Source organism: Pseudaquabacterium pictum (assembly GCF_005403045.1).
GTDB lineage: Bacteria > Pseudomonadota > Gammaproteobacteria > Burkholderiales > Burkholderiaceae_C > Pseudaquabacterium > Pseudaquabacterium pictum.
In genome coordinates this window covers 102,621-129,137 of record NZ_BJCL01000014.1, presented here as the reverse complement: position 1 = coordinate 129,137, position 26,517 = coordinate 102,621, and the positions used below count along the sequence as shown (strand labels likewise).

Below are 26,517 nucleotides of genomic sequence, written 5' to 3'. Positions count from 1 at the left end.
ACGGGCGGTGACGGCGGTGACAGAGCGGGCAACCCAGGCAACGGCGCCGGCGCGTGTGCCCTTGCACAGCCCGCCGCTGGTGCGGCTGCTGGCGGCGCTGGACGACACCGGCGCGCTGCCCGGCGTGGCCAGGCCCCAAGCCAGCGTCGGTGAGCGCCTGGGCCAGTGGCTGGACTGGACCGACGCCATCGCGCTGTCGCAGACGCTGAACCAGGTGCCGCCCCCGCCCGCCCACCCGGTGCCGGCCGCGCACGCTGCCCAGCGGGCCAGCACCGCGCTGGCGCGGGTGCGTGCCGACTGCAGCCGCGCCATCCTGCAAGACCCGGTGTTCCAGCCCGACCAGCGCGCCAGCGCCGACCTGGGCGACATCCGCCGCGCCGCCCAGGCCCGCCAGCGCGGCATGGCGGCCGCCATCGCGCCGCTGCGCGCGCAGCTGCGCGGTCTGCTGGCGGCCCGCTCGGCCCCGCTGGCCCACCTGGCGGCGCTGGACGCCACGCTGGATGCCGCCCTGGCCGAGCGCGAACGCCACAGCCTGAGCAGCGTGGTGGCACAGCTGGAGCAGCAGTTCCAGCAGGGACAGCAAGCCGGCGCAGACCATTGGCGCGACGCCTTCTTCCAGTCGATGCAGCAACTGCTGCTGGCCGAGCTGGACCTGCGGCTGCAGCCGGTGCAGGGCCTGGCTGATGCGCTGGGTGAAGCGCTGGGCGAGGCGGCATGACGGCCCGCACACCGTCCCGCCTGGCCGGGGCCACCGGCCTGGCGGCCTTCGCCGCCGGCGCCGGCGTGCTGGCCTGGATCGGTGCTGGTTATGCCGCCACCAGCCCGCTGGCACTGGCGATGACCGCCTTGATCGCCGTCGCCTATGCCCTGGGCGGGCTGGAACTGCTGCGCGACCACCGCGCCACCACCGGCATGCGCCAAGCGCTGGACCGGCTGCAGGCCGATCCGCCGGCCGACACGCCGCAGCTGCAGGCCTGGCTGCAGACCCTGCATCCCACGCTGCAGCAGCCGGTGGGGCTGCGCATCGACGGCGCCCGCGTCGGCCTGCCCGGGCCGGCGATGGCGCCCTACCTGGTCGGCCTGCTGGTGCTGCTGGGCATGCTGGGCACCTTCCTGGGCATGGTGGTCACGCTCAAGGGCGCTGCCAGCGCGCTGCAGACCAGCACCGATCTGCCCACCATCCGCGCCGCGCTCACTGCGCCGGTGCAGGGCCTGGGCCTGGCCTTCGGCACCAGTGTGGCCGGCGTGGCCGCGTCGGCCATGCTGGGCCTGGTGGCGGCGCTGTGCCGGCGCGCCCGGCTGCAGGCGCTGCAGCAGCTCGACGCGGCCATCGCCACCACGCTGCGGCCGTTTGCGCTGGCCCAGCGCCAGGGGGACCGGCAGGCGCGGCAGCATGCCGAACTGCTGCAGGCGCTGCAGACCCTGGGCGCGCAGCTGCAGGCCGGGCAGGAGACCTTCCACCGCCAGGCGCTGGACACCCACGGCACGCTGGCGGCGTCGGTCGAACAATCGCTGCAGCGCAGCCTGGCCGACGGCGCCCGGCTGGCCAGCGCCACGCTGGCGCCGATGGTGCAGGCCACGCTGGACGGCATCGGCCGCGAGACGCAGGCCCTGCAGACCCAGGTGGCCGGCACGGTGCAGCAGCAGCTCGACGGCGTGGCGCGGCGGCTGCAGGACGCGGTGGCCCAGGTGGCCGCCACCGGGCAGGCCGCCCAGGCGGCCCAGCAGCAGCAGCACCAGGCCGCGCTGGCCGCCCAGCAGCAACTGCACCAGGCCACGCTGGCCGACCAGCAGCGCCACCACCAGGCCCTGGCCGACGACCTGCAGGCCCGCCAGACGGCCTGGGCGCAGGCGGTGCAGACGCAGGCCGATGCCCTGCTGCACAGCGTCGACCAGCGCCAGCAGCAACTGCTGGACGGCCTGGCCGCCCGCGATGCCACCCGCCTGGCGGCGCTGGCCCAGCCGCTGGACAGCCTGGCGCAGCGCCTGGCCGGCGCCTTCGAGGCCGCCAGCGCCCAGGCGCAGGCGCAGCAGGCCAGCATCTGCCAGACGCTGGAGACCACCGCCGAGCGCATGCAGGCCCAGGCCGCGCAGCAGGCGCAGCAGACCGTGGCCGCCATCACCGCACTGTTGCAGGCCGCTGGCGAGGCGCCGCGCGCCGCCGCCGAGGCCATGGGCCAGCTGCGCCAGCAGCTCAGCGACAGCCTGGCGCGCGACAACGCGCTGCTCGACGAGCGCAGCCGCATCACCGCCACGCTGACCAGCCTGCTCGACGCCGCCCGCGCCGCCGCCACCGACCAGCGCGCCGCCATCGACAGCCTTGTGGCCCAGGCCGGCGCGCTGCTGCAGCAGGCCGGCGCCCACCACACGGCGCAAGCCGAGGCCACCGCGCGCCAGATGGCCGCCACCGCCGACCAGGTGGTGGCCGCGGCCGGCGAGGTGCAGGCGTCTGCGGGCCAGGTGCTGGCCTCGGCCGACCAGGTGGTGGCATCGGCCGGCCAGGTGGTGGCATCCGCCAGCCAGGTGGCCGGGGCCGCCACCGAGGTGGCCGCCGGCGGCATCGAGGTGGCCAGCCTGGGCGAGGCCTTCGGCGCCGCGGTGGCCCAGTTCGGCGACAGCAACCAGGCACTGCTGGCGCAGCTGCAGCGCATCGAGGCGGCGCTGGGCCGCAGCCTGTCGCGCAGCGATGAGCAGCTGGCCTACTACGTGGCCCAGGCCCGCGAGATCATCGACCTGAGCCTGCTGTCGCAGAAGCAGATCGTCGACGACCTGCAGCGCGTGGCCGGCCGCGACGCCGCCACGCCGGCCTGAGCACCGCCATGGACACGCTGGACGCGCACGCCGACGACCACCCGGCCGAAGCCGGCCAGGACGGCCAGGCGCCGGTGTGGGCGGTGTTCGGTGATCTGATGGCCGGCCTGCTGGGCGCCTTCGTGCTGATCCTGGTGCTGGTGATCGGCGTGCAGCTGGAGCTGGCCAGCCGGCTGGAGGCCGAGGTGCAGCAACGCCAGACGCTGGAACAGGCCCTGGCCGGACCGCTGGCCGGCGGCCGGGTGACGCTGGCCAACGGCCGCATCGGCATCAGCGGCAGCGTGCTGTTCGCCGACGGGTCCGACCAGCTGCAGCCTGAAGGCCGCCAGCTGCTGGCCAGCCTGGCCGCGCCGCTGGCGGGTTATCTGGCCGGGCGCGACGAGCTGCTGATGGTCAGCGGCTTCACCGACGACCGGCTGCTGCGCCAGGGCAAGGGCAAGGAGGCCCCCTTCGCCGACAACTGGGAGCTGTCGGCCCAGCGGGCGCTGACGGTGACGCGCGCGCTGATCGACGCCGGCCTGCCGGCCTCGGCCGTCTTTGCCGCCGCATTCGGGCCCGAGCAGCCGGTGGCCAGCAATGCCGATGCCGCCGGCCGGGCGCAGAACCGCCGGGTGGAGATGGCGCCGGTGCCGCGCAGCGCGCACGGCGGGCGCCGTGGCTGACGCGGCCGCCGGCACGGCGGCGGAACCCGACGCCATCGCCGCCGCGCTGCAGGCGCTGCAGGCCCGTGGCATCGACCGGCGTGATCCGGCGGGCTGGCAGTTCGTGGCCGCGCTGCAGCGCCGCAGCGCGCAGCAGCAGGGGCCGCTGCGCCAGCAGCTGGACCTGCGCCTGGCCCGCGCGCTGGCCACGCTGCAGCAACGCCACGGCGGCACGGCAGCGGCGTCACCGGCGGCCAGCGCCAGCACCGCTGCGCAGACCAGCCCCCACGCCAGCCCCGACGCCAGTCCATTGGCCGGCCTGCTGCAGCAGCTGGGCAGCGGGGTGGCCGCACCGCCCACCGAGCTGCAGGCGGTGCGGCGCTTCAGTCCCACCTGGGCGCGGCTGCGGGTCGACCAGCAGCTGGCGCGCGCACTGGCCCGCCAGCCCGACAACGCCGGGCCGCTCAATTCCCAGCGGCTGATGCTGCAGACGCTGCAGCGCCTGCGCCAGCTGTCGCCGGCCTACCTGCAGCGCTTCCTGGCCCACGCCGACGCGCTGCTGTGGCTGGAAGACCGCAGCGCCGCGGCCGCGCCACCGCCGCGGCCCGACGGCGCCGCGCGGCGGCGGCCGGCCCGGCGCGGTTGAGCCGGGCACCGGGCGTCAACCAGGCGGCTGGCCGGCGGCGGCCAGCGCCGCCCAGTCCAGCAATTCCACCGCGCCATAGCCCCGCCGCACCCAGCCACGGGCCTCGAAGTCGCGCAGCACGGCGCTGACGGTCTGCCGGCTCAGCGACAGCATGGCGCCCAGCTGGGCCTGGTTGACCGCCACGCTGCGTTGGGCCACGCCCGGCGCCAGCATGCCGTGGCCCTGGGCCATGGCCAGCAGGCGGCGGGCCACGCGGGCGGCGGCGTCCAGCTGGGTCAGGTCGTCCAGGCCGGCGAACAGCGCACGCACCTTCTCGGCCAGCAGCTGGCCCAGCAGGCGCCACCACAATGCATCGGCCTCGGCCAGCGCCAGCAGGGCGGGCTGGGGCACCAGCAGCAGGGTGGTGGGGGCGGTGGTGGCGGCATCGTGGGTGCGCGGGCCGCCGTCGATGCAGGCGATCTCGCCGAACCACTGCGGCGGGCCCAGCAGGCTGAGCACCGCCTCGCGGCCCGGCGTGTCGCTGGCGCCCACCCGCACCGCGCCGTCCAGCACCGCATACAGGCCGGCATTGGCATCGCCGCGCTGGAACAGCGTGGCCCCGGCCTGCAGCCGCAGCAGCCGCCCGGCCTGCAGCAGTGCGGCGCGGTGGCCGGACGGCAAGGCGGCAAACCAGCGGCCGCGCGCCAGCAGCGGCGCCCAGCGGGCGGTGTCGTCGGCATCCATGGGCGCGCAGTGTCGGGCTGACGGCGGCGGCAGGCAAACGTCGGCTGGCCGACAGACAGCCGGTCGCACCCGCCGCACCATCGGCCCCTGTCCAAGACCAAGACCGGAGACACGGATGAAGACACTCACCGACCACCTGGCCCAGTACGCCGCCTACCACCGCGACCGCCGCAACATCGCCACCCACTTCATCGGCGTGCCGATGATCATGCTGGCCGTCACCGTGCTGCTGTCGCGGCCGGCACTGGATGTGGGCGGGCTGCCGGTGTCACCCGCGCTGCTGGCCGCGCTGGCCGCCGGGCTGTTCTACCTGCGGCTGGATGCCCGCTTCGGGCTGGTGATGGCCACGCTGCTGGCGCTGTGCGTGGCCGCCGGCCAGGCGCTGGCGGCCGGGCCCACCGCCACCTGGCTGGGCGCCGGCGTGGGGCTGTTCGTGGTCGGCTGGATCATCCAGTTCGTCGGCCACTGGTACGAGGGCCGCAAGCCGGCCTTCGTCGACGATCTGCTGGGCCTGGTCATCGGCCCGCTGTTCGTGGTGGCCGAGGCCGGCTTCCTGCTGGGGCTGCGGCCCGAGGTGCAGCAGGCCATCGAGGCGCGCAGCGGCCCGGTGCGCGGCGGCGGCCACGCGGCGCGGGCCTGAGTCAGTCGGCTGGCACCTCGGTGCCGAACACCGGCAGGCCGCCGAAGGCCGCCGGGTCGAAGGCCTGGCCGAGGAACAGCTTCGGGTAGTAGAAGGCGCGCAGCGCGGCATGGAAGGCCCGCACCCGGGCCTCGTAGGCCAGCACGGCGCGCAGGTCGGTCTGCGCCAGGGCCTGCAGGCCGCGCTGCAGCAGCACCGGCGGTGCCAGCCAGGCCAGCGCGCCGGCGCGCCGGTCACGGTCCAGCCGGCCGGCGGTGTAGGCCGCCGACAGCGGCTGCGCCGTCTGGTCGCCCACCTGCTGGAAGGCGTAGTACCAGGCCCAGGTGAACGGCCGGTCGACGTGGGCATGGTCGGCCCACTGCGGATGCTGCCGGACGAAGGCCGCCATCGTGGTGGCCTTGGGCAGGTCCCAGGCGTCGTTGACGGCCTCGCGCTGGGTCATCACGATGTCGGCACCCGCCGGCAGCGGCACCGCGCGGTCGATGGCGATGCGGCCAGCGCCCGGGATGACCACCGCCACCAGCACCCACAGCGCCAGCAGCGTGGCCAGGATCACGTCGCCCGCCTGCTGCCAGGCGGCCACGGCGCTGCACACCACCGTCCAGCACAGCAGGTAGGCCAGCAGCAGGGCCACCGCCGCCCACAGCGTCGGCGCCGCGGTGCCGCTCAGCGCGCCAGCCACCACCAGCGGCAGCGCAGCGGCGATGCACACACCGCCGGCCCGCAGCCCGGCGCGCAGCGGCCACAGCCGCGCCGCCTGGCCGGCGGTGGCCAGCAGCAGGTCATGGCGGCCGGCCACCCGCTCGGCGGCGCGCAGGTCGTGCAGCAGCACGATCAGCACCAGCGGCAGCAGGTAGGCTGCCAGGAAGGCGAAATCGAAGCGGCCGGTCAGCGCCAGCACCGGGTGGCCGGCGTCGCGTTCATGGATCTGCCCTTCCAGCGCCAGCATGCGCACCCGGTGCTTCCAGGCGGCATCATCCCGGCGGCCCAGCGCGGCGAAGGCGAAGTCCGACGGCGGATCGGCGGTCAGGTGGAAGCTGTTGTAGGCCGCACCGCCCCAGTCACCCTGTGCGGCCAGCACCGCCTGGCGGTCGGCACGGTCGGCGGCGGCCAGGCGGCTGATGGTGGCGCGCTGTTCCCGCACTTCTGCCAGCCCGGCCGCCACGGCCAGCACCGACAGGCACAGCACCACCAGCCAGGCCGCCCAGACCGACCGGTCGCGGGCCAGCAGACCTGCCTCGCGCCGCAGCGCTGACCATCCCACATGGGCCCTCATGGCCGCAATCTGCCGCCGGCCCACCCCAGCGCAGCCACCAGCAGCACGCACCACAGCCCCAGCATCTGCCACTGCGGCGCAGCCTGGGCGGTGCGGCGTTCGGCGGCGTCGGCCGTGAACTGGAAGCGGCCCAGCAGCTGCCAGTGCGCGGCCGCCACGCGGGTGCGCTGCTCGGCCTGCGCATCGCTGCTGCGGCGGATGTCGTCGCTGTAGGACAGCGCCTCGGCATGCACCTTGTTCAGGCCCTGCACGAAGGCATAGCGCAGTGCCTCGGCCTGTTGCAGGAAGCGGTGGTGGTGGACCAGATCGGTGCCGGCCACGGCGCGTGACGCCTCGGCCACCGCCAGCAGTGGCGTCAGCCAGCCGTGGGCGGCCAGCGCCGCGGCCTGGCGGGTCTCGACCGCCATGCGGGCGCTGGCGTAGGTGTTCAGCGTGTCGGTCAGCCGCTGCTCGCTGACCTGGGCGACCACGCCGCGCAGGTTGACCGGCAGATCCTCGGCGCGCTGCACGCCATGCTTGGCCAGCAGGTCGGCGCGCAGCCGGGCAAAGGCCGGATCGTTGGCGTTGTGGCCATCGCCCAGCCTTCGCAGGTCGGCCCGCATCGCGAGATCGGTCTCCAGCGTGCCAGCCATCGGCGCGGCCTGGGCGGCCCGGGCCACGGCCAGCGCCGGCAGCACCAGGGTCAGCGCAATCCACAGCGTGGCCAGCGTGGCCAGCACGGCCGCGCGGCGGCGCAGCAGGGCCGAGGCCAGCAAGGCCAGTGCGCCCCAGACCACCAGGTACAGCCCGTAGGCCGCCACCAGCGCGGCGGCGGCCAGCGGCGCCTCACCGGCCCGCACGGCCAGCAACGCGCTCACCGCCAGTGGCAGCAGCAGCAGCAGCACCGCGGCCAGCAGTGCCAGCCCCTTGCCCGCCAGCAGCAGCCGGCCGTGCATGCCCTGGGCCAGCAGCGTGGCCAGGGTGCCGGCCTCGCGCTCGCGCACGACCACGCCATGCCCCAGCAACAGCAGCAGCAGCGGCGCGAACAGCTGGTAGACCAGCGCCGGGCTCAGCGCGCTGAAGCCGCCCAGGTCGGCACTGGCGCTGGCGGCGGCGAACATCGCGGTGTTCTGGCGGTGGCCTTCCAGGAAGACCGACTGCCCGGTCACCGGGTCCAGCCCGGGGTCGAACAGCGCCAGCGGCGGCGGTGTGCGGAAGACATAGTGGCCGTAGTGCACCATGCGGTGCGGATGGCGGTCAGGCTGCGCAAGGAAGGCGGCCTCGGCCGCCGCCTGGTGCCGGGCACGCGCCGCCGCCTCGGCCTGCATGCGCAGCGTGGTGACCACGGTGGTGGCCACCAGCAGCGCGGCCAGCAGCAGGCCGGCGCCCAGCGCCAGGCGCGCGCGTTGCCAGCAGCGCCACTCGGCGCCGGCGATCAGCAGCAGCTGCCTCATGCTGCAGCCCGGGCCGAGAAGGCGCGGTGCACCGTCTCGGTGTCGATGCGCTGGCCAGCGGGTGCGGCGAACTCGGCCACCAACTGGCCGCCACGCAGCAGGCCGATGCGGTCGGCCACCTGGCAGGCGCCGTAGACATCATGGGTCACCATCAGGATGGCCTTGCCGGCATCGGCCAGGCCGCGGACCAGGGCATGAAACTCATCGATGGCCAGCGGGTCCAGGCCCGAGGTGGGCTCGTCGAGCAGCAGGATGCCGGTGCCGCGCAGCAGGGCCAGGGCAATCGCCACCTTCTGCCGCATGCCCTTGGAGTAGCCCTGCAACCGGCGGCTGCGGGCCTCGGCGGGCAGCGAGACCTGGTCCAGCGCGGCATCGATGGCGGTGGCGCTGCTGTCCACCCCGGCCAGCTGCACGAAGTAGCGCAGGTTCTCGCGCGCATCCAGGTGCGGGTAGAGCGCGGCGGCCTCGGGCAGGTAGGCCACCGCGCGGCGTGCGGCCACCACGTCGGCGTGCACATCGCGGCCGTCGACCCGCACCCGCCCGCTCGCCACCGGCAGGAAGCCGAGAAACGTGGCCAGCGTCGTCGACTTGCCGGCGCCGTTGCCGCCCAGCAGGCCGTAGACCTCGCCGCCGGCCACGGCAAAGCTGATGCCGGCCAGCACCTGCTTGCCCGCGCGCTGCACATGCAGCTGCTCGGCCTGCAGCCGGGGTTCGGCGGCCACGTCAGAACCTGAAGGCGGCCGACAGCCGCAGGCTGCGCGGTGCCCCAGGCTGCACCCACAGCGCAGAAAACGAATTGGTGTAGTACGTGGCGTTGGCCAGGTTGTCGATGTCCAGGCGCAGCGTGGTGGCGGCCGTCAGGTCGTAGGCGGCGAAGGCCCGCGCCACGGTGTAGGCCGGCAGCATGAAGCGGGTGGTGAACTCGCCCGGCCGCTCACCCACATGCAGCAGGCCGCCTCCCACCTGCAGGCGCCGGCCGGCCAGCTGCAGGTCCTGCACCAGCTGCAGGCTCAGCGTGTGCTGCGGCACGTTCAGCAGCCGCGTGCCGGCCGGCACCGGCAGGCCGAAGCTGGGGTCGTTGAAGCTGTTGGACGTGGTCGCGTCGACATGGGCATAGGACGCCCACAGGCTCAGGCCATCGGCCAGCTCGCCCTGCAGATCGATCTCCAGCCCCTGGCTCCGGGCCTGGCCGATGGCCAGCTGCGTGGCGGCGCTGGCATCGGCGGCCACCAGCATGTTCTTCTGCCGCACCTGGAACACCGCCACCGTGGCATCGACGCCGCCCAGCGAGAACTTGGCGCCGGCCTCCACCGCCCGCGACTGGTTGGGCTCGAAGCCATTGCCCAGCGCATCGGCCCCCGACAGCGGGCGGAAGTTCTCGCCGACCGTGGCGTAGAACGCCAGCGCCGGGCCGGCCTGGTAGACGAGGCCCAGCTGCGGGCTGACGCGGGTCTCGTTCTGCCGGGTGGTGCGGTTGGCCGTGCGGTCCTCCAGCGTCTGGCGGTAGTCGTCGTGGCGGGCGCCCAGGCGCAACTGCCACCGGTCACCCAGGTTGATCTGGTCCTGCAGGAACACGCCCACCGATCGCTGCGTCTCCAGCCGGTTGGTCAGCGGCGTGGGCGTGGGCAGGGCGTGGCTGCCATAGACCGGCTGGAAGATGTTGATGGCCTGCAGCCGGGCCAGTGTGGGGTTGCTGGCCAGCGTGGGGGCGCGGGCGCGCAGAAAGACCTGGTCGTTCTCGAAGCGGTCGGCATCGACACCGGCGATCAGCCGGTGCTGCAGTCCGCCCAGCTGAAAGCGGCCGTTCAGCTCGGCGCGCACCACCTGGTAGGTGGCGTCGTAGTCGCGGAAGCGGCGCTGGCGCGTCAGCGTCTGGCCGTCGACGAACAGGCGCTGGCGGCTGGCCGCCAGCTCGGCCTCGGTGGAGAAGCCTTCCAGCGAGGTCTTGCGGGTGGTCAGGCCCAGCAGGGCGCTCCAGTCCTTGTTGAAGTCATGCTGAAACTCCAGCTGATGGCCCAGCACATCGGCCTGCACCGGGCCATCGCCCGGCTCGCCCAGGAAGCGGCTCTGCGGAATGCGGCCCAGCTGGCCGTCGACCGCGAGCACGCCGCGGTCGAACGGCAGTGCCTGGTGGCTGGATTCCAGCTCGTACACCAGCCGGCTCCGCGGGCTGATGCGCCAGGCCAGCGACGGGCTGATGCCGTGCTTGCGGGTGTGCACCGTGTCGCGGAAGCTGTCGGCATCCTCGTAGAAGCCGACCAGGCGCACGGCCACGGCGTCCGACAGCGGCGCCGTCCAGTCCGCATCGACGCGGTGGGTGTTGAAACTGCCGGCTGAAAGCCGGAGCTCGCCAGCGGTCTTGAAGGTGGGCCGCTTGGTCACCAGGTTGACCGTGCCACCGGGCTCGCCGCGGCCGTACAGCGCGGCGCGCGGGCCCTTGAGCACCTCGACCGTCTCGATGCCCGACAGATCCCGCGGGCCGCCGAAGCCGCGGCCGGCGTTGAAACCGTTGACCAGGACGTTGCTGGGCAGGTTCTCGTCGCCGACGAAGCCGCGCAGCGAGAACGCGTTCCACAGCCCGCCGAAGTTGTTCTGCCGCGCCACCGAGGCCGACAGGTCCAGCGCCTGGGTCAGGCTGACGGCGCCGGAGGCGCGCAGCGTCTCGGCATCGATGGCCTGCTCGGCCTGCGGCGTCTCCAGGCGGCGGAAGTCACCCTGGTAGGCCTGGCGGGTGGCGGTGATGGTGACGGTGGCAGGGCTCACATCCTGGGCCAGGGCCGGCAGGGCGAGCGGGGCCGTGGCGCAGAACATCCAGGCTGCGCGTTGGGTGGGTGTCACGGGGGAACCTCGGCGAATCGAACGTGGAAGGGGTGCGGATCGCGGCGCGCGCCACCCATCCGGCGATCTAATGATAACGACTTCGCATTTGCATTCGATGACACGCCAGCACATCGGCTGGTGGCACCCACGCGGCGCGGGCGCCGCGCTGCCCGGTTCAGCGCGCGCCGGCCGCCTGCAGCGCCGCCACCATCGCGGTGTAGCCGCGGGCCTGCGCCAGCTGCAGCGGCGTGCGGCCGTCGCGGTCGGCCAGCCGGGTGCTGGCGCCGGCCTGCAGCAGGGCCTGCACCGCTCGCTGGTGGCGCGGGCCGCCGTCGCCCAGCACCACGGCCTCGATCAGCGCCGTCCAGTGCAGGTTGTTGACATGGTCCAGCGGTGCGCCGGCGGCGATCAGCTGGCGCACCACGCCGTCATGGCCCAGGTGGGCAGCGGCGATCAGCGCGGTGCCGTCCCAGCGGCTGGTGACCAGGCGGGCGCTGGCGCCCAGCTGCAGCAGCAGGGCCAGCGTGGGCTCGTCGTCGGCCACTGCAGCGATGGTCACCGCGTCGTAGCGGTCGTTGTCCAGCGCCGCGATGTCGGCGCCGGCCTGCACCAGCGCGCGGATGGCCGCATGCTGGCGGGCATGGGTGGCGATGTGCAGCGCGGTACGGCCATGGCCGTCGCGCTGGCGCAGGGCGGCGGCATCAGTGCCGGCGAGCGCCGCCGCGTCACCGCGCCAGGCAGCCGCCAGCACACCGGTGTAGCCAGCCTGCTCGGCAGCGCTGGGCACCACCTGGGCCTGGGCGGCAGCGGCCAGCAGCAGGCCGGCCAGCATGGCGGCCCGGGCCAGGCCCGGCAAGAACGGTGGGGCTGGGCGCAGGGGCATGGTTGGCCTCAGAAGCGGAACTCGGCCCGCAGGTTGACGGTGGTGAAGGTCCGGGCGCGGCTGTCGGTGGCCTCGCTGCTGCCATCGGCCAGCAGGATGGTGCTGCCGCTGTCATAGCGCCGGGCGCTGGCGTTGCTGACGGTCAGGCGCAGGCTGGCATCGGTGTTCAGCTTCCACAGCGCGTTGACGTCGAGCACCGGCTTGGCGCCCTGGCGGCTGAAGCGGTCGTCGATCTCCTGCACCCGAAACCCGGGGGTGTAGTTCAAGCTGGCGCCCACGGTGAGCGGCAGGCCGCGCACCGGCCAGTCGGCGCCCAGGTTGGCCGTCCACGGCGGCTGGCCCTCCAGCCGGTTGTCGGGGCCGGCCACACCGGCCACGCGGCTCCACATCAGGCTGGCATTGGCGCGCAGGCTGATGCCCTGCACGGCCGCGGGCGCCTCCGCCCACAGGTCGACCAGCCTGGCTTTGGCCTCCAGCTCCAGGCCGGCGGCGTCGGCGTGGCCGACGTTCTGCGGCTGCGCCAGGTAGCGCGGCACGGTGGCCCAGGCCACCACCTGCGGTGCGTTGCTGCGCACAGTGCGGATCAGGTCGTCGATGCGGCGCAGGTAGACGTTGGCGGTGAGCACGCCACCGGCGTCCAGGTAGTGCTCGTAGCCCAGCTCCAGGCCCCAGGCCAGCTCGGGCTTCAGGTCGGGGTTGCCCAACCGGTCGGGCTTGCTGGCGCTGTTGGGCTTGGTCCGGTCCTCATGGTCGGTGGACCAGCTCGGCCGGGCGATCAGCTGGCTCAGGTTGGGGCTGCGGTAGCTGCGCGTCAGGCTCAGGCGCAGCTGGTCGCGCGGTGATTCGGGGAACTTCCACACCATGTGCGCCAGCGGGGCGAACACCGCGCTGCGGTTGGCCACCGCCGGGCGGTTCTGCAACGCGTCGCTGCGGGTGTCGATGGCCTCCCAGCGGGCGCCGACGTAGAACGAGAACTGCTTGCTCCACTCCCATTCGTCCTGGGCATACAGCGCCAGGCGCTGCACCTGGGCGGTGAGGTTCTCGCCGAAGTCGGCGGCCTGCGGCTTGCCATCGACAGCGATGCTGCGGCGGTCGTCGCGGCTGGTGCGTTCCAGCTCCCAGCCGGCGCTGGCGCTGTGGCGGTCGGCGATCAGCTGCGAAAACTTGCCGTTCATGTCCAGCGACAGCTCGCGGTTGCCGCTGTCGTCCACCCGCTGGCGGGGCGCACCGCGGCTGCCGCCGGTCTCGAAGCGGTTGCTGCGGCTGGTGGATTCCGACAGCCGACTGCCGAAGCGCACCTGCAGCCGGCCGCCGCTGCCGGTGGTGGTGTTCCAGGCGCCGCCCAGGCGGGCCATCTGCCACGTGGTCTCGCTCTGGCTGGTGGCGCGGGTGTAGGGCACATCGTCGCCCGCCCGCTGGTCCAGCACCGACAGGCCATCGCTGCGGCTGCGCACCAGGTTCACGAAGGGCTGCAGGTCCAGGCTCTGGCCGGGGCCCAGGCGCCACTGCAGCCGGCCGTTGGCGAACAAGCCGCGGCGCGTGCCCTCGCTGGTGCTGTGCACCCGCTGGTCCAGCGTGGTGCGGCCGCCGGCATCCCGGGCCAGGGTGCTGGTGGTGGTGTCGCTGTCCTGCCCGCCCTGGAACACCGTGGCCGACAGGTTGTAGCCCAGGCTGTCGGCCTGGCCGTTGGTGGCCCAGCTGGCGCCCGCCTGGGGCCGGCTGCCGTCGGCGCCACCGCCGACCTTGAACTCGTTGGCCTTGCGCTTGAAGTCGCTGCGCATCACCACGTTGATCGTGCCGGCGATGGCGCGGGTGCCGAACTCGGCCACCGGCGCCCGCATGATCTCGATCTTCTCGATCTGCTCCGGCGCGATGGAATCCAGCGAGAAGCCCGGTGCCATGCGCTGACCGTCGATCAGGATCTGGGTGTAGCCGCCGCCCATGCCGCGCATGCGCACCTGGCCGCCGCGGCCGGGCGGCCCGCCCAGGGTGACGCCCGGCAGGCGCTTGAGCACCTCGCCCAGACTGGCATCGCCCATGCGATCGAGCTCCTCGCGGCCGTAGGTGATGCGGCTGGCGGTGGCGCGGCGGCGTTCGTCGTTGCGCTCGGGCGTGGTGGTGCCGGTCACCTCCACCTGCTGCGGCCGGTTGGCGGCTGGAGCCGAGGCAGCCGCCGCTGGCGGCGCGGCGGCCGCTTGGGCCTGCAACGCCGGGCTGGCAGCCAGCAGCAGGCAGGCCGTCACGGCCCGGGTGGAAGAAATGGCGGCAGTCATCGTGGGCGCCGATTGTGCGGTGCGGCCTGCGGCACGGCCGCGCGCCCGGTGCCGGCGCCACGCCACATCTGCTTGCAATTGCAATGGCTGCGGCACAACTGCGGCCTGCAGCGCCACCCCGCCGCGGCCGACATGCAGCCATGGGGCGGTGCTGCCGGAGCACCGCCGCAACCGGGGCAGCCGATGCAAGACGACATGGCATTCAGCCAGACGGGCCGGGAAGAGCGCGCCAACGCCGTCAGCCATGCGCTGGGCTGCGTGCTGGCGCTGTTCGCCATGCCGGCGCTGGCCCAGCAGGTGGACGCCGCCCAGCACCCGATGCGCCAGGTCGGTGTGGGCGTGTTCGTGGGCAGCATGGTGCTGATGTACCTGGTGTCGGCCGTCTACCACGCGGCGCCGGTGGGCCAGGCCAAGCGCTGGCTGCGCAAGTGCGACCATGCGGTGATCTTCCTGTTCATCGCCGGCAGCTTCACGCCGTTTGCGCTGGCGGCGCTGCAACGCGGCGAAGGCACCGGCACGCTGGCCGCGGTGTGGGCCGTGGCCCTGCTGGGCATGGCGCTGAAGCTGGGCAACCGGCTGCAGCACCGGCTGGCGTCCACCCTGCTGTACCTGGCCTACGGCTGGCTGGTGGCTGCGGTGGCCCAGCCGATGCTGGCGGCGCTGCCGCCGGCCGGCCTGCGCCTGCTGGTGGCCGGCGGCGTGGCCTATTCGCTGGGCAGCCTGTTCTTCCTGCTCGACCGGCGCCTGCCCTACAGCCACCTGATCTGGCACCTGTTCGTCATCACCGGCAGCACCTGCCACTTCCTGGCGGTGCAGGAACTGGTCTGAGCACCCCCGGCTGGCGGTCCGGCCGGTCCCGCAGCCTGGATGCGGCGCCGGCACTGAACCAGGCGCCGCCGCTACCATCCAACCCGGGCGGCCTGTAGCCGCTTGTTCAATCGCCTGGGAGCCCTGGATGATCCGCCGCCGCACCGCCCTGACTGCCACCGCCGCCGCCACGCTGACCGGACTGGCGCCTGCCGCCTGGTCCCAGTCGAAGAAGGACAGCCTGGTGCTGGCGATGACGCTGGAGCCGCCGGGCCTGGACCCGACCGCTGGCGCCGCATCGGCCATCGCCGAGGTGGTGCAGTACAACGTGCTGGAGACGCTCACCAAGATCCGGTCGGACAGCACCATCGCCCCGCTGCTGGCCACCAGCTGGACGGTGACGCCCGACAACAAGACCTGGGCCTTCACGCTGCGCCCGGGCGTCAAGTTCCACAACGGCGAGCCCTTCAACGCCGCCACGGTGAAGTACGCGTTCGAGCGCGCGGTGGCACCCGACAGCACCAACAAGGACAAGGCGGTGTTCGCCAACATCGTCAACATGCGGGCGACCGATGACCTCACCATCGTCATCACCCTCAAGAACACCAACCCCGACTTCCTGTTCCAGATCGGCCAGGCCACCGCGTCCATCGTCGAGCCCAGGAGCGCGGCCACCAACAACACCCAGCCGGTGGGCACCGGGCCGTTCAAGCTCGACAGCTGGGCCAAGGGCAACAACCTGGTGCTCAGCCGCTGGGATGGCCACCGGGATGTGAAGTCCATCGCGCTGCGCCGCGTCACCATCCGCTTCATCAGCGATGCGGCGGCCCAGGTGGCGGCCCTGCTGGCGGGCGATGTGGATCTGTTCCCGCGGGTGTCAGCCGCGCGCAACCTGGCGCAGTTCCGCGCCGACAAGCGCTTCCAGGTGCTGGTGGGCGGCACGCGCGCCAAGACGGTGGTGGCGATCAACAACAAGAAGAAGCCGCTGGATGACGTGCGGGTGCGCCGGGCCATCGCCATGGCGATTGACCGCAAGCAGGTGATCGATGGTGTGGCCAACGGCTTCGGCGCGCCCATCGGCAGCTTTTACGTGCCCGGCGCGCCGGGCTATGTGGACCTGACCGCGGTCAACGCCTTCAACCCCGACCGCGCCCGCGCGTTGCTGAAGGAGGCCGGCGTGACCACGCCGCTGGAGCTGAGCCTGAAGCTGCCGCCCGCGCCCTATGCCCGCCAGGGCGGCGAGGTGATCGCCGCGATGCTGGCCAAGGTGGGCATCGTGGCCAAGCAGGAGAACGTGGAATGGGCGCAGTGGCTGTCCGGCGTGTACGGCCAGAAGAGCTACGACCTGACCATCATCAGCCATGTCGAGCCGCTGGACTTCGGCAACTTCGCGCGGCCGGGCTACTACTGGAACTACGAAAACCCCAAGTTCAACGCACTGTGGGACAAGATCAACAGCACCGCCGACATCAAGCAGCGCCATGCCCTGCTGGCCGAGGCCCAGCGCCTGGTGGCCGATGACGCGGTGCTGGCCTACCTGTACCAGCCCACCGCCATCACCGTGGCCGCAGCGCGCCTGAAGGGCGTGTGGAAGGACATGCCGATCTCGGCCAACGACCTGTCGGCACTCAGCTGGGGATGACCGTGCCGACGGCCACCGACCCCTTCGGCCATCCGCTGACGCTGCAGCACGACGCCAGCGCGGCGGCGGTCAACGGCTTCATCCACGGCTTCCTGGGCTACACGCCCAGCATCCTGGCGGTGCTGCCGGCGGCCGAGGTGGACGACAGCCTGGTCGTGCAGACCTGGGCCGCCGTGCTGTGGATGTTCAGCGAATCTCCCGCCGGCCCGCCCAAGGCCCGCGCCCACCTGGCCCGTGCCCGCGCCGCCAACCTGCCGGCCACCGACCGGGAGCGCCGCCTGGCCGAGGCCGTGGCCCGCTGGGTGGATGGCGACATCGGTGGCGCGCTGGCGCTGCATGCCGCGCTGGCACATGACCACCCGCGCGACCTGGCCGCCATCAAGCTGGGCCAGTACCACGCCTTCAACCTGGGCGATGCGCCCACGCTGCTGAAGCTGGCCCTGCCGGCGGTGGACGCCGCGCCCGAGGTGGCCGCGGTGCACGGCCTGGCCGCCTTCGGCTGGGAACAGTGCCACCGGCTCGACCTGGCCGAGGCCGCCGCACGGCGCGCCCTGGCCATGCAGCCCAGCGAGCCCTGGGCCCAGCATGCGCTGGCCCATGTGATGCTGACCGACGGCCGCGTCGCCGAGGGCGCCTACCTGCTGCACCAGGTCAGCGCGCCCTGGCAGGGCCTGACCAGCTTCATGCGCTGCCACCTGTGGTGGCACCTGGCGCTGTTCCACATCGAGCTGGGCGACGATGCCGCGGCGCTGGCGCTGTACGACCGGCAGGTGTGGGGCGTGGACACCAGCTACTCGCAGGACCAGGTGGGTGCGGTCTCGCTGCTGGCCCGGCTGGAGCTGGCCGGCGTGGCCGTGGGCGACCGCTGGGATGCCCTGGCCAGCCACCTGACCGGCCGGGTGCATGACCAGGTGCAGCCCTTCCTCGACCTGCAATACCTCTACGGCCTGGCCCGCGCCGGCCGACCCGAGGCGGATGCCCTGCTGGCCGCCATCGAGGCCCATGCGCCGCTGGCGCCGGCGGCCCAGCGCGCCGCCTGGCAGCAGGTGGCGGTGCCGGCAGCCCGCGGCCTGCTCGCCCATGCGCGCGGCCAGTGGTCAGCCGCGGCGGATGGCCTCACCACCGCCCTGCCGCGGCTGGCGCTGATCGGCGGCAGCCATGCGCAGCGCGACCTGTTCGAGCAGCTGCACATCGACGCGCTGACGCGTGCCGGCCACCTGGCCGCCGTCCAGAACCTGCTGCAGCCGCGGGCCAATGCCCAGCCGCAGAGCCAGCGGCTGAAGCGCCGGCTGCACGGTGTGTACGCGGCGCTGGGGTTGCCGGCGCTGGCCCACTAGCTGCCGCGCCGGTCCCGCGCCTCAGGCCAGCACGCTGCGGTTGCGGCCGCCGCGCTTGGCGGCATACAGCGCGCCATCGGCGCGCTGCACGGCCTGGTCCAGGCTCTCGGCGGGCAGCAGGCTGGCCACGCCGATCGACACGGTCACGTTGAACAGCTGGCCGTCGGCCTGCACATGGCGGACGGCGGCGACCTGCTGCCGCAGCGACTCCGCCACCGCCCAGGCCGCGTCGGCGCTGGCGCCGGGCAGGCCCAGCAGGAACTCCTCGCCGCCCCAGCGCAGCACCAGGTCACCGCTGCGCACATGCAGGCGCAGGGTCTGGCCGATGGCGCCCAGCACCTGGTCGCCGACGGCATGGCCGTGCACATCGTTGATCGACTTGAAGTGGTCGATGTCCAGCAGCAGCAAGGCCGCGGGGGCAGCATCGTCGTCTGCGCGCAGGAGCTGGCGCTGCAGCACCGGCACCGCATGGCGGTTCTTCAGGCCGGTCAGTGCGTCGACCATCACCGCGTTCTCCAGCGCCTTGTGGCGCGCCGCCCGCGACAGCGCGCTGCTGAACAGCCCCGCCATGGCCTCGAAAAGCGGCAGGCCGATGCGCTCGAAGTAGCCCGGCACATCGGCATACAGCGCCAGCACGCCACGCTGCGCGTCCACCGAGGACTGCAGCGGCAGGACCAGCACCTCCTGCATGGCATGCTGCCGCGCCATCTCCCGCCAGGGCCCGAACAGCGACGTGGCGGAGATGCGGTAGGGCTCGCTGCGCTGGCCTTGCAGGGCGCGGTAGGCCGGCCCGCGCTCGGTCAGCCGCGTGCGCGGGATGCACAGGTGCTCGGCATAGGCACGTGCCGCACCGGCGCGCACCTGCGGCACGATCATGCGGGTGTCGGGATCGCCGAACCAGATCCAGGCCAGCCGCAGGCTGGGCACCAGTTCAGTCAGCTGGTCACAGTAGTGTTGGAGCAGTTGCTGCTCGTCGTCGATGTCGAGCACCGCGCCGGCACAGACGACCAGGGCCTCCGCCACGCCTGACAACGCCTGCCATGCCGAAGTTTCCGGGGACGCGATGTCCGGGCGGAGCCACTCTCGAATCCCCATGCCATGTCCTCATCCGGGGCAAACGCGCACACAGGGGTGGAGTCGCGTCCGCTGAAGCGCCAATGCCTGACGCGCCAACATTTTTATCATTTGCGGAGTACGAGCCAACCGTGCGGCGACTCGATCCGGGTCGAACCGTGGAGTCTTGCCAGGACGCACGAGAGGCGCCAGAACGGGTCAGGCCTCGTCGGGCACGCTGACCTGGGCGGTGCTGGGCTGCGCAGGCAGGCCGGCCAGGTGGTCGGCCTCGGCCCAGCGCAGGATCTGCAGTTGGCTGCCCGTCCAGCGCAACCGGTTGATGCCGGTGTTGGGAATCTCGCACTCGCGCGGGCCGCGCAGTGGCAGGCCCTGCGCCGTGCGCCACAGCATGTCGAGCACGCCACCGTGGGTGACCACCGCCACGCGCCGGCCGGCGTGTGCGGCCACCACAGCCTGCAGCGCCTGCAACACCCGGGCCTGGAAGGCGGTGTTGCTCTCGCCGCCCTGGGGCAGCGCGTAGTCGGCCTCGTGGCGCACCCACTGGTTCCACAGATCGGGATGGCGGCTGCGGATGGTGGGCACGTCCAGGCCCTCGAGCACGCCGAAGCTCTGCTCGCGCCAAAGCGGGTCGATCACCGGCACGAGGCCGCGCGGCAGGTGCAGCGGCGCAGCGGTGCGGCGGGCGCGCTGCAGGTCGCTGCACACCAGCACGTCGATGGCCTCACCAGCCAGGCGTTGCCCCAGCCGGTCGGCCTGTGCCAGCCCGACATCGTTCAGCGGCACATCGATCTGGCCCTGAAAGCGGTGCTGGCGGTTCCAATCCGTTTCGCCATGGCGAATGACGATCAATTCGGTCATGGCTGCATTGTCGGGGTGGTGCGATGACGCGCCTGTTGCAAAACACGGGCCAAGGCGGCGCATCTCTGCGCCGCCCCGCCCCGCAGTCATCACTTCGGCATGATGACGCTGTCGATGACGTGGATCACGCCGTTGTCGGCCACGATGTCGGTGGCCGAGACCTTGGCGCCGTCCACCGTCACACCACCGGTGGTGGCCACGGTGATCTCACCGCCCTGCACCGTCTTGACCTTGCCGGCCTTCACGTCCTTGGCCATCACCTTGCCGGGCACCACGTGGTAGGTCAGCACGGCGGTCAGCTTGGCCTTGTCGGCCAGCAGCTTGTCCAGGTCGGCCTTCGGGATCTTGGCAAAGGCGGCATCGGTGGGCGCGAACACGGTGAACGGGCCCTTGCCCTTCAAGGTGTCGATCAGGCCGGCGGCGGTCAGCGCGGTGGCCAGGGTCTTGAAGTTGCCGGCACCGACGGCGGTGTCGACGATGTCCTTGGCTTGTGCGCCCAGCGCGGCCAGGCTCAGGGCGGAAACGATCAGCAGCTTCTTCATCGGTGGATCTCCAGAAAGTGCCTGATGCCAGGCGGGGTTGAACTGACTGGGATGCAATGTAGACCGATGAGTTCAATAAATTTACGAGCAAGTTCAATTGGTAGACCGAATAGTATGTGAAGCCAGGGCAGAACGGCTTCAAGCAGAGGCTGATGGACGCCTGCAGACAGCACTGCAGCAGGTCGCCCGCGCGCTGCTCCTGGGTGGCGGCCGACACGCGGACACGGTGCCACCGCACCAAAACTGTGAGTGATTGCAAATCCGACAAAACCTGCTGTTTCCGCATGGAGCCGCCGTCGCTGCGGCCAACCCGCCCGGCGCTGGCTGCGCGATCGGCCGCCGCTTCGGTTACAACTTGTTGCGGATGGTGGTCGCCGCTGCCCGACGGGTGCCGACAATGATGGTGTCAGTGCCTGGAGTGGCCGTCGAACAGAGGACAGGGGTGCAAGCCACCAGTCCCGCAGGGTGAGGGTGGGTTGTGCGACAGCGGGGCCGTGCGGTGCATGGTGTCGGTCGCCGTGCCCACCCCGCAACGCCTTCCACCAGGGGCATTGAAGGAAACGTTCGGTTTCTGCAAAGGGCAAACCGCGCGAAAGCGCGGGACGCAAAGTCAACGGTCTAACGGGCGCCAGCCCCATGACGGCAGGACTGCCAGACCAACCGGGGTGGCACCGACACGGTGCCACCGTGGCATGCCCGGCCGTGTGCGGGATGACAATGTTTGCGCAGTCGCGCCGTCCAGGGCGGACGCTCCTCCATGCAAGAGGTGTCGTCAATGCAAACCAGTCCCCGCCCCCAGGGCGCCGCCGCAGGTGCCCCCCAGCGCATGGCGAGCGGGCGCTTGCGGCCTGGCCGACTGGCCTTGGCCATCGCCCTCGGACTCTGCGCCCAGGGCCACGCCCACGCAGGCCCGGATGAATGGGCCAAGGGCCGGGTGATCGTCCAGGCACGCGCAGGCCTGTCCGACGCCCAGCTCGGCGCGATCGTGAAACCACACGGGGGCGCCGCCCGCAGGCTGGGCGCCAGCAACCTGTTCGTCATCACCCTGCCGCCGGCGCAGTCGGAAGTGGCCACGGCGGCCATCCTGGCCAGGAACCCGCACTTCAAGTTCGCGGAGCTCGACTACAAGGTGCCGGCAGCGTTTGCGGTGAATGATCCCTATGCGGGCAGTGCCTGGCACTTGGCCAAGATCAACGCCAGCACGGCCTGGGACACCTCACTCGGCGGCGGCATCACGGTCGCTGTGCTGGACTCCGGCGTGGACGCGGCACATCCTGACCTGTCGTCGCGCCTGGTCCCCGGCTGGAACTTCTACGACAACAACGCCAACACGTCCGACGTGTACGGGCACGGCACGCAGGTGGCGGGCAGCGTCGCCGCTGCGGCCAACAACGGCATCGGCGTGGCATCGGTCGCCGGGCAAGCCAACATCATGCCCATCCGCGTGACCGACACCACTGGCGCCGGCTACACCAGCATGATTGCCAGTGGCCTGACCTACGCCGCCGACCGCGGTGTCCGCGTCGCCAACATCAGCTTCGCCAACATGCCATCCCGCGCCGCCGTGGTGAGCGCGGCGCAGTACATGAAGGACAAGGGCGGCCTGGTGTTTGTGGCTGCAGGCAACTCCGGCACCGACCTGGGATTCACACCAACGACGGCGCTGATTCCGGTGTCCGCCACCGACAAAAATGACTTGAAGGCCAGCTGGTCAAGCTTCGGCACCTATGTGTCGCTGGCAGCGCCCGGCGTGGGCGTCTACACCACCAACCGCGGCGGTGGCTACGGCACAGCGTCCGGCACGTCGATTGCATCGCCGGTCGCAGCCGGCGTGGCAGCGCTGGCGATGGGCGCACGCCCGGACCTCAAGAGCAGCGACATCGAACGCATCCTGCTGACGACGGCCGTCGACATCGGCGCGGCCGGCAAGGACACCTACTTCGGCAACGGACGGGTGGATGCCAGCCGCGCCGTGGCGGCCGCGCAGGCCCACGTGTCGACCGCCGACACCCAGGCCCCCACCGTGGGCATCGCCGCACCCGTCGGATCCAGCACGGTCAGCGGCTTGGCCACCGTGGATGTGGCTGCAAGCGACAACGTGGGCGTCGTGGCGGTCGACCTGCTGGTCAACGGGGTCAAGCTGGCGACGGACAGCGCAGCGCCGCATGCGTTCTCGTGGGACACGACCAGGCTGCCCAACGGCACCGCGAACCTGGTCGCCGTGGCCTACGACGCGGCGGGCAACGCCAAGACCTCGGTGGCCGTGGCGGTCAACGTCGCCAACAACCTCGTCGCGGACACGTCGCCGCCCGCACTGACCATCAAGAACCCGACCGCGGGGAGCAAGGTGTCCGGGACTGTGGGCATCTCGACCGCCGCCTCCGACAACAGCGGCAGCGCCGGCATCCGGCAGTCCCTGCTGATCAATGGCCAGCAGGTCGCCACAGCCACTGGCGGCGCCCTCAGCTACAGCTGGAACACCCGAAAGCTGGCAACGGGCAGCCACACCATCACGGCGGTGGCCACGGACGCTGCCGGCAACAGCATGAAGACGTCCGTGACAGTCAGCCGCTGAAGCGGCTGGCGCCGTCGGCAACGCGGTGCGGCAGCCCGGTGACATGTCGAAAAAACTGACACATGGCTGTCACCCGAGGTCGTCGCGTCCGAAAACTTTTTCAAAATCAAACGGTTATGCGAATGGCACGCGGATTGCTTGACGCATGTAACGAGGCCGATATCGCTTGACCTCGATGTTTTGAACAAGGGTCAGCATGAAAAAAACCATCCGCATCGCAGCAGCTTGCCTCGCGTTGCTGGGCAGTGTGTCGGCGTCGGCAGGCGCCATCTTCACGTACGCGTCCCAGGGCGTGAACTTCACGTTCACCGAGCTCGACAGCGACACGTTCACGCTGCGGATGGTGAACATGCTGGACGCCACCGGCGATTGGGGTCCTGCCACGCGAATCGGCGCACTGGGGTTCAAGGGCCTGGGCGTGTCGTTCTCGTCGGCGACCGTCTCTGCGACTTTGACGTCGGCGCCGGCAGGCACCTGGAGCGCTGTCGAAGGGGAGCTGAACGCCCAGGGCTGCTCGGTCAACGGCGCGCCGGACGGGGCGATCTGCTTCGAAAGCGCCCCGCCCCTGCTGCTCACCAACGACATGCTCTTCACGGTGGACATCACCGGTGCCGTGCTGAACCTGAACACGACCGATGCAGCCATGGCCCCGCACCTGAAGCTGCAACTGACGGGCGAGGAGGAGTGCAAGACGACGGGGCCGAAGTCCAATCCGAAAGTCACCTGCAGCTACCCGAAGGTCGGCGACCTGCTGTCCAAGGACATGATCTACCAGGACCCGGTCGATCCGCCGGTGACCGTTCCTGAGCCTGCCAGCCTGGCATTGGTCGGCATGTCGCTGGCCATGCTGGGTGTGGCGACGCGCCGCCGCCGCAAGGCCTGATCAGCCTCAGGTCAACGAATAACAACCCGCCTCGGCGGGTTGTTGTCGTTTGGGCGGGCAGCCATGCGCCGCCCTGCCTTCACACCGCCGCCAGCGCCTGCTCCAGGTCGGCCAGCAGGTCGTCGATGTGCTCGATGCCCACGCACAGCCGCACGGTGTCCTCGCCCACGCCGGTCTTGGCCAGTTCCTCGGGTGACAGCTGGCGGTGGGTGGTGCTGGCCGGGTGGGTGGCCAGACTCTTGGCGTCGCCGATGTTGACCAGGCGGGTGAACAGCTGAAGCGCATCCAGGAAGCGCTCGCCGCCGGCGCGGCCGCTCTTCACCCCGAAGGTCATCAGGCCCGAGGCCTGGCCGCCCATCTGGCGCTGCACCAGCGCATGGTCGGGGTGGCTGGGCAGCCCGGCGTAGTTGACCCAGCCCACCTTGGGGTGCTTCTCCAGGAAGCGCGCCACCGCCAGCGTGTTGGCGCAGATGCGGTCCATGCGCAGCGCCAGGGTCTCGATGCCCTGCAGGATCAGGAAGGCGTTGAACGGCGACAGCGCCGCGCCCATGTTGCGCAGCGGCACCACCCGTGCCCGGCCGATGTAGGCCGCCGCGCCCAGCGCCTGGGTGTAGACCACGCCGTGGTAGCTGACGTCGGGCTCATTCAGCCGCTTGAAGCGCTCCGGATGCTGCGCCCAGGGGAACTTGCCCGAGTCGACGATGGCCCCGCCGATGCTGGTGCCGTGGCCGCCCAGGTACTTGGTGAGGCTGTGCACCACGATGTCGGCGCCGTGCTCGATCGGCCGGCACAGGTAGGGGCTGGGCACGGTGTTGTCGACGATCAGCGGCACGCCGTGGCGGTGGGCAATCGCCGCGATGGCCGCGATGTCGGTCACGTCGCCCGACGGGTTGCCCAGGCTCTCCACGTACACCGCCTTGGTGCGCGCATCGATCAGCGGCTCGAAGCTCGCCGGGTTGCGGCCGTCGGCAAACCGGGTGCTGATGCCGAACTGCGGCAGCGTGTGGGCGAACAGGTTGTAGGTGCCGCCGTACAGCGTGCTGGCGCTGACGATGTTGTCGCCGGCCTCGGCAATCGTCTGGATGGCATAGGTGACCGCCGCCTGGCCCGAGGCCAGCGCCAGCGCGCCGATGCCGCCTTCCAGCGCCGCCACCCGGGCCTCCAGCACGCCGTTGGTGGGATTCATGATGCGGCTGTAGATGTTGCCGGCCACCTTCAGGTCGAACAGGTCGGCGCCGTGCTGGGCGCTGTCGAAGCTGTAGGCCACCGTCTGGTAGATCGGCACGGCCACCGCGTGGGTGGTCGGGTCCGGCTCGTAGCCGGCATGCACCGACTGGGTCTCGAAGCGCCATTGGCTGGTGTCGCGGGGCATGGAATGTCTCCTGTGCTGTGAGGGGTCGGCCAAGGCCGGCGGACGAGTGTAGGAGCGGCGGCCCGCCAGACCGATCTGCGGAATTCGCAGATCGATCGGTGACGGATGTCGCGCCCGCGTCGCCGCAGCCGCCGGTCATGCCCGCGGACAGGGGGGTGGGGGGCTGACCGGCGCCAGCGCCGCGGGCTACAGTCCCGCCCTGCCATGCCCATGCCTGTCCGCCTCCGCTGCACCGCGCTGCTCCAGCAAGCCCTGCTGGTGCTGGCCGTGGCCGCCGCCGCGCCGGCCGCGGCGCAGACCGGCAACCTGGACAGCCAGCTGGCCGCCGGCCTGCAGGCGCTGCCGGCGCCGCTGGTGGCGCCGAAGCCCCCGCTGAGCCAGGTGGTGCCGTCGCAGGTGCTTCGCTGGCGCGAGGAGGCACAAGCACTGGAGCATGGCGAAAACGGCATGCCACGCGATCCGGCGCGGGCGGCCACGCTGTATTGCCAGGCGTCCCAGCATGGCGACGCCGAGGCCCAGTTCAGCCTGGCCTGGATGCTGACCAATGGCCGCGGCATCGAGCGCGACGATGCCCAGGCCGCGCACCTGTTCCTGGCCGCGGCCGAGCAGGGCATGCCGCAGGCGCAGCGCATGATGCAGTCGCTGGGCACGCCACGCGGCGAGCCTCCACCCTGCCTGCAGCCGATGGCGGTGCAGGCGCCCACGCCGCCGGCACCGCCGGTGCAGCTGGCCGCCCGCCAGCCGCAGCGCCCGGCCCCGCCGCCGCCCGAGCCGCTGCCGGCCAACGCGCCCGAGCCCATCGTCAACTTCGTCAAGCTGGTGGCACCGGAGTTCAACTTGAGCCCGCAGCTGGTGCTGGCCATCATCAACACCGAGAGCAACTTCAACCCGAATGCGGTGTCACCGAAGAACGCCCAGGGGCTGATGCAGCTGATCCCCGACACCGCGGCGCGCTTCAAGGTGCGCAACATCCTCGATCCGGCGCAGAACATCCGCGGCGGCATGGCCTACCTGCGCTGGCTGATGGCCTACTACCAGGGCAATGTGGTGCTGGTGGCCGCGGCCTACAACGCCGGCGAGGGCGCGGTGAACCGCTACCGCGGCGTGCCGCCCTATGCCGAGACGCTGAACTACGTGCGCAAGGTGCTGGCGCAGGTGAACCGGGTGGTGCACCCGTTCGATGCCAGCGTCACCGCCCCGTCGCCTGCGCTGCCGCTGATGCGGGTGGCCGGCGCGGCGCCGGTGGTGCGGCGCTGAGCGGCGGCCGGCCGCCCGCGCACC

At 72.0% G+C, this 26,517-nt stretch carries 22 protein-coding genes and 1 riboswitch; of the genes, 11 read left to right on the top strand and 11 right to left on the bottom strand.

Translation table 11 applies throughout. From position 1 onward, the window contains the following. The first annotated feature begins 7 nt into the window (after positions 1-7). The 4 genes from FFT10_RS21625 to FFT10_RS21610 are packed head-to-tail and all read left to right on the top strand — an operon-like array spanning position 8 to position 4,098. Entirely contained in the window at positions 8-718 is a 711-nt protein-coding gene (locus tag FFT10_RS21625; RefSeq protein WP_137734950.1) for a DUF3348 family protein, read from the top strand. After that, the gene (locus FFT10_RS21620; protein ID WP_137734949.1) at positions 715-2,811 is read left to right on the top strand and encodes a hypothetical protein; all 2,097 of its coding nucleotides are present in this window, start codon (positions 715-717) and stop codon (positions 2,809-2,811) included. The genes FFT10_RS21625 and FFT10_RS21620 overlap by 4 nt, the downstream gene beginning before the upstream one ends. Positions 2,812-2,819: 8 nt before the next feature. Beyond that, on the top strand, positions 2,820-3,473 hold the full coding sequence (locus tag FFT10_RS21615; RefSeq protein WP_137734948.1) for an OmpA family protein: 654 nt from the start codon (positions 2,820-2,822) through the stop codon (positions 3,471-3,473). Beyond that, the gene (locus FFT10_RS21610; protein ID WP_162520878.1) at positions 3,466-4,098 is read left to right on the top strand and encodes a DUF2894 domain-containing protein; all 633 of its coding nucleotides are present in this window, start codon (positions 3,466-3,468) and stop codon (positions 4,096-4,098) included. Before FFT10_RS21615 ends, FFT10_RS21610 begins: the two co-directional genes overlap by 8 nt. A gap of 15 nt (positions 4,099-4,113) precedes the next feature. Here the strand turns inward: FFT10_RS21610 and FFT10_RS21605 are convergent, their stop codons facing one another. Next, entirely contained in the window at positions 4,114-4,821 is a 708-nt protein-coding gene (locus FFT10_RS21605) for a Crp/Fnr family transcriptional regulator (RefSeq protein ID WP_137734946.1), read from the bottom strand. Positions 4,822-4,936: 115 nt separating this feature from the next. On the opposite strand from FFT10_RS21605, the gene FFT10_RS21600 reads away from it, so the two are divergent. Continuing rightward, positions 4,937-5,461 carry an Mpo1 family 2-hydroxy fatty acid dioxygenase gene (locus tag FFT10_RS21600; RefSeq protein ID WP_137734945.1) on the top strand — a complete coding sequence of 175 codons (525 nt, stop codon included), beginning with the start codon at positions 4,937-4,939 and terminating at the stop codon, positions 5,459-5,461. Between the two features lies 1 nt (position 5,462). On the opposite strand, the gene FFT10_RS21595 is transcribed toward FFT10_RS21600, so the two are convergent. From FFT10_RS21595 to FFT10_RS21570, 6 genes are all read right to left on the bottom strand, one after another. Next, positions 5,463-6,737, bottom strand: coding sequence for a DUF3526 domain-containing protein (locus FFT10_RS21595; RefSeq protein ID WP_228027229.1), 1,275 nt, complete (start codon positions 6,735-6,737; stop codon positions 5,463-5,465). Continuing rightward, positions 6,734-8,170, bottom strand: coding sequence for a DUF3526 domain-containing protein (locus tag FFT10_RS21590; protein WP_137734944.1), 1,437 nt, complete (start codon positions 8,168-8,170; stop codon positions 6,734-6,736). The genes FFT10_RS21595 and FFT10_RS21590 overlap by 4 nt, the downstream gene beginning before the upstream one ends. Next, positions 8,167-8,892, bottom strand: coding sequence for an ABC transporter ATP-binding protein (locus tag FFT10_RS21585; protein WP_137734943.1), 726 nt, complete (start codon positions 8,890-8,892; stop codon positions 8,167-8,169). Before FFT10_RS21585 ends, FFT10_RS21590 begins: the two co-directional genes overlap by 4 nt. 1 nt (position 8,893) lies before the next feature. Next, entirely contained in the window at positions 8,894-11,008 is a 2,115-nt protein-coding gene (locus FFT10_RS21580) for a TonB-dependent siderophore receptor (protein ID WP_228027228.1), read from the bottom strand. Between the two features lie 157 nt (positions 11,009-11,165). Next, positions 11,166-11,873, bottom strand: coding sequence for an ankyrin repeat domain-containing protein (locus tag FFT10_RS21575; protein WP_373282563.1), 708 nt, complete (start codon positions 11,871-11,873; stop codon positions 11,166-11,168). An 8-nt stretch (positions 11,874-11,881) separates the two neighbouring features. After that, the gene (locus FFT10_RS21570) at positions 11,882-14,146 is read right to left on the bottom strand and encodes a TonB-dependent receptor plug domain-containing protein (RefSeq protein ID WP_162520877.1); all 2,265 of its coding nucleotides are present in this window, start codon (positions 14,144-14,146) and stop codon (positions 11,882-11,884) included. Between the two features lie 195 nt (positions 14,147-14,341). Between FFT10_RS21570 and trhA the strand changes: the two genes are divergently transcribed. From trhA to FFT10_RS21555, 3 genes are all read left to right on the top strand, one after another. Next, complete coding sequence (trhA, locus tag FFT10_RS21565) at positions 14,342-14,974, top strand: PAQR family membrane homeostasis protein TrhA (protein ID WP_137734941.1); 633 nt, start codon at positions 14,342-14,344, stop codon at positions 14,972-14,974. A 127-nt stretch (positions 14,975-15,101) separates the two neighbouring features. After that, positions 15,102-16,595, top strand: coding sequence for an ABC transporter substrate-binding protein (locus FFT10_RS21560; RefSeq protein ID WP_137734940.1), 1,494 nt, complete (start codon positions 15,102-15,104; stop codon positions 16,593-16,595). Continuing rightward, positions 16,592-17,932, top strand: a complete 1,341-nt coding sequence (locus FFT10_RS21555) for a tetratricopeptide repeat protein (RefSeq protein WP_137734939.1) — start codon at positions 16,592-16,594, stop codon at positions 17,930-17,932. Before FFT10_RS21560 ends, FFT10_RS21555 begins: the two co-directional genes overlap by 4 nt. 21 nt (positions 17,933-17,953) lie before the next feature. Here the strand turns inward: FFT10_RS21555 and FFT10_RS21550 are convergent, their stop codons facing one another. From FFT10_RS21550 to FFT10_RS21540, 3 genes are all read right to left on the bottom strand, one after another. Then, complete coding sequence (locus FFT10_RS21550) at positions 17,954-18,955, bottom strand: GGDEF domain-containing protein (protein ID WP_162520876.1); 1,002 nt, start codon at positions 18,953-18,955, stop codon at positions 17,954-17,956. A gap of 249 nt (positions 18,956-19,204) precedes the next feature. After that, complete coding sequence (locus FFT10_RS21545) at positions 19,205-19,864, bottom strand: histidine phosphatase family protein (protein ID WP_137734937.1); 660 nt, start codon at positions 19,862-19,864, stop codon at positions 19,205-19,207. 89 nt (positions 19,865-19,953) lie between these two features. Beyond that, entirely contained in the window at positions 19,954-20,406 is a 453-nt protein-coding gene (locus FFT10_RS21540; protein ID WP_137734936.1) for a fasciclin domain-containing protein, read from the bottom strand. 569 nt (positions 20,407-20,975) lie between these two features. Further along, positions 20,976-21,062: riboswitch (cyclic di-GMP riboswitch) on the top strand. Between the two features lie 206 nt (positions 21,063-21,268). On the opposite strand from FFT10_RS21540, the gene FFT10_RS21535 reads away from it, so the two are divergent. Beyond that, positions 21,269-22,981, top strand: a complete 1,713-nt coding sequence (locus tag FFT10_RS21535; protein ID WP_228027227.1) for a S8 family serine peptidase — start codon at positions 21,269-21,271, stop codon at positions 22,979-22,981. Between the two features lie 196 nt (positions 22,982-23,177). Continuing rightward, complete coding sequence (locus FFT10_RS21530) at positions 23,178-23,864, top strand: PEP-CTERM sorting domain-containing protein (RefSeq protein WP_137734935.1); 687 nt, start codon at positions 23,178-23,180, stop codon at positions 23,862-23,864. Between the two features lie 79 nt (positions 23,865-23,943). Here the strand turns inward: FFT10_RS21530 and FFT10_RS21525 are convergent, their stop codons facing one another. Then, positions 23,944-25,236: an O-acetylhomoserine aminocarboxypropyltransferase/cysteine synthase family protein gene (locus tag FFT10_RS21525; RefSeq protein ID WP_137734934.1), complete on the bottom strand. Its 1,293-nt coding sequence runs from the start codon at positions 25,234-25,236 to the stop codon at positions 23,944-23,946. A gap of 210 nt (positions 25,237-25,446) precedes the next feature. On the opposite strand from FFT10_RS21525, the gene FFT10_RS21520 reads away from it, so the two are divergent. After that, positions 25,447-26,493 (top strand): transglycosylase SLT domain-containing protein, encoded by a 1,047-nt coding sequence (locus FFT10_RS21520; RefSeq protein WP_137734933.1) that lies wholly within the window; start codon positions 25,447-25,449, stop codon positions 26,491-26,493. Positions 26,494-26,517 lie beyond the last annotated feature (24 nt).

Bases quoted from the DNA above. Each gene is read 5' to 3' on its own strand.
- FFT10_RS21620 (WP_137734949.1), top strand. From the start codon at position 715: ATGACGGCCCGCACACCGTCCCGCCTGGCCGGGGCCACCGGCCTGGCG.
- FFT10_RS21615 (WP_137734948.1), top strand. From the start codon at position 2,820: ATGGACACGCTGGACGCGCACGCCGACGACCACCCGGCCGAAGCCGGC.
- FFT10_RS21605 (WP_137734946.1), bottom strand. From the start codon at position 4,821: ATGGATGCCGACGACACCGCCCGCTGGGCGCCGCTGCTGGCGCGCGGC.
- FFT10_RS21600 (WP_137734945.1), top strand. From the start codon at position 4,937: ATGAAGACACTCACCGACCACCTGGCCCAGTACGCCGCCTACCACCGC.
- FFT10_RS21595 (WP_228027229.1), bottom strand. From the start codon at position 6,737: ATGAGGGCCCATGTGGGATGGTCAGCGCTGCGGCGCGAGGCAGGTCTG.
- FFT10_RS21590 (WP_137734944.1), bottom strand. From the start codon at position 8,170: ATGAGGCAGCTGCTGCTGATCGCCGGCGCCGAGTGGCGCTGCTGGCAA.
- FFT10_RS21575 (WP_373282563.1), bottom strand. From the start codon at position 11,873: ATGCCCCTGCGCCCAGCCCCACCGTTCTTGCCGGGCCTGGCCCGGGCC.
- FFT10_RS21570 (WP_162520877.1), bottom strand. From the start codon at position 14,146: ATGACTGCCGCCATTTCTTCCACCCGGGCCGTGACGGCCTGCCTGCTG.
- trhA (WP_137734941.1), top strand. From the start codon at position 14,342: ATGGCATTCAGCCAGACGGGCCGGGAAGAGCGCGCCAACGCCGTCAGC.
- FFT10_RS21560 (WP_137734940.1), top strand. From the start codon at position 15,102: ATGATCCGCCGCCGCACCGCCCTGACTGCCACCGCCGCCGCCACGCTG.
- FFT10_RS21555 (WP_137734939.1), top strand. From the start codon at position 16,592: ATGACCGTGCCGACGGCCACCGACCCCTTCGGCCATCCGCTGACGCTG.
- FFT10_RS21545 (WP_137734937.1), bottom strand. From the start codon at position 19,864: ATGACCGAATTGATCGTCATTCGCCATGGCGAAACGGATTGGAACCGC.
- FFT10_RS21540 (WP_137734936.1), bottom strand. From the start codon at position 20,406: ATGAAGAAGCTGCTGATCGTTTCCGCCCTGAGCCTGGCCGCGCTGGGC.
- FFT10_RS21530 (WP_137734935.1), top strand. From the start codon at position 23,178: ATGAAAAAAACCATCCGCATCGCAGCAGCTTGCCTCGCGTTGCTGGGC.
- FFT10_RS21525 (WP_137734934.1), bottom strand. From the start codon at position 25,236: ATGCCCCGCGACACCAGCCAATGGCGCTTCGAGACCCAGTCGGTGCAT.
- FFT10_RS21520 (WP_137734933.1), top strand. From the start codon at position 25,447: ATGCCTGTCCGCCTCCGCTGCACCGCGCTGCTCCAGCAAGCCCTGCTG.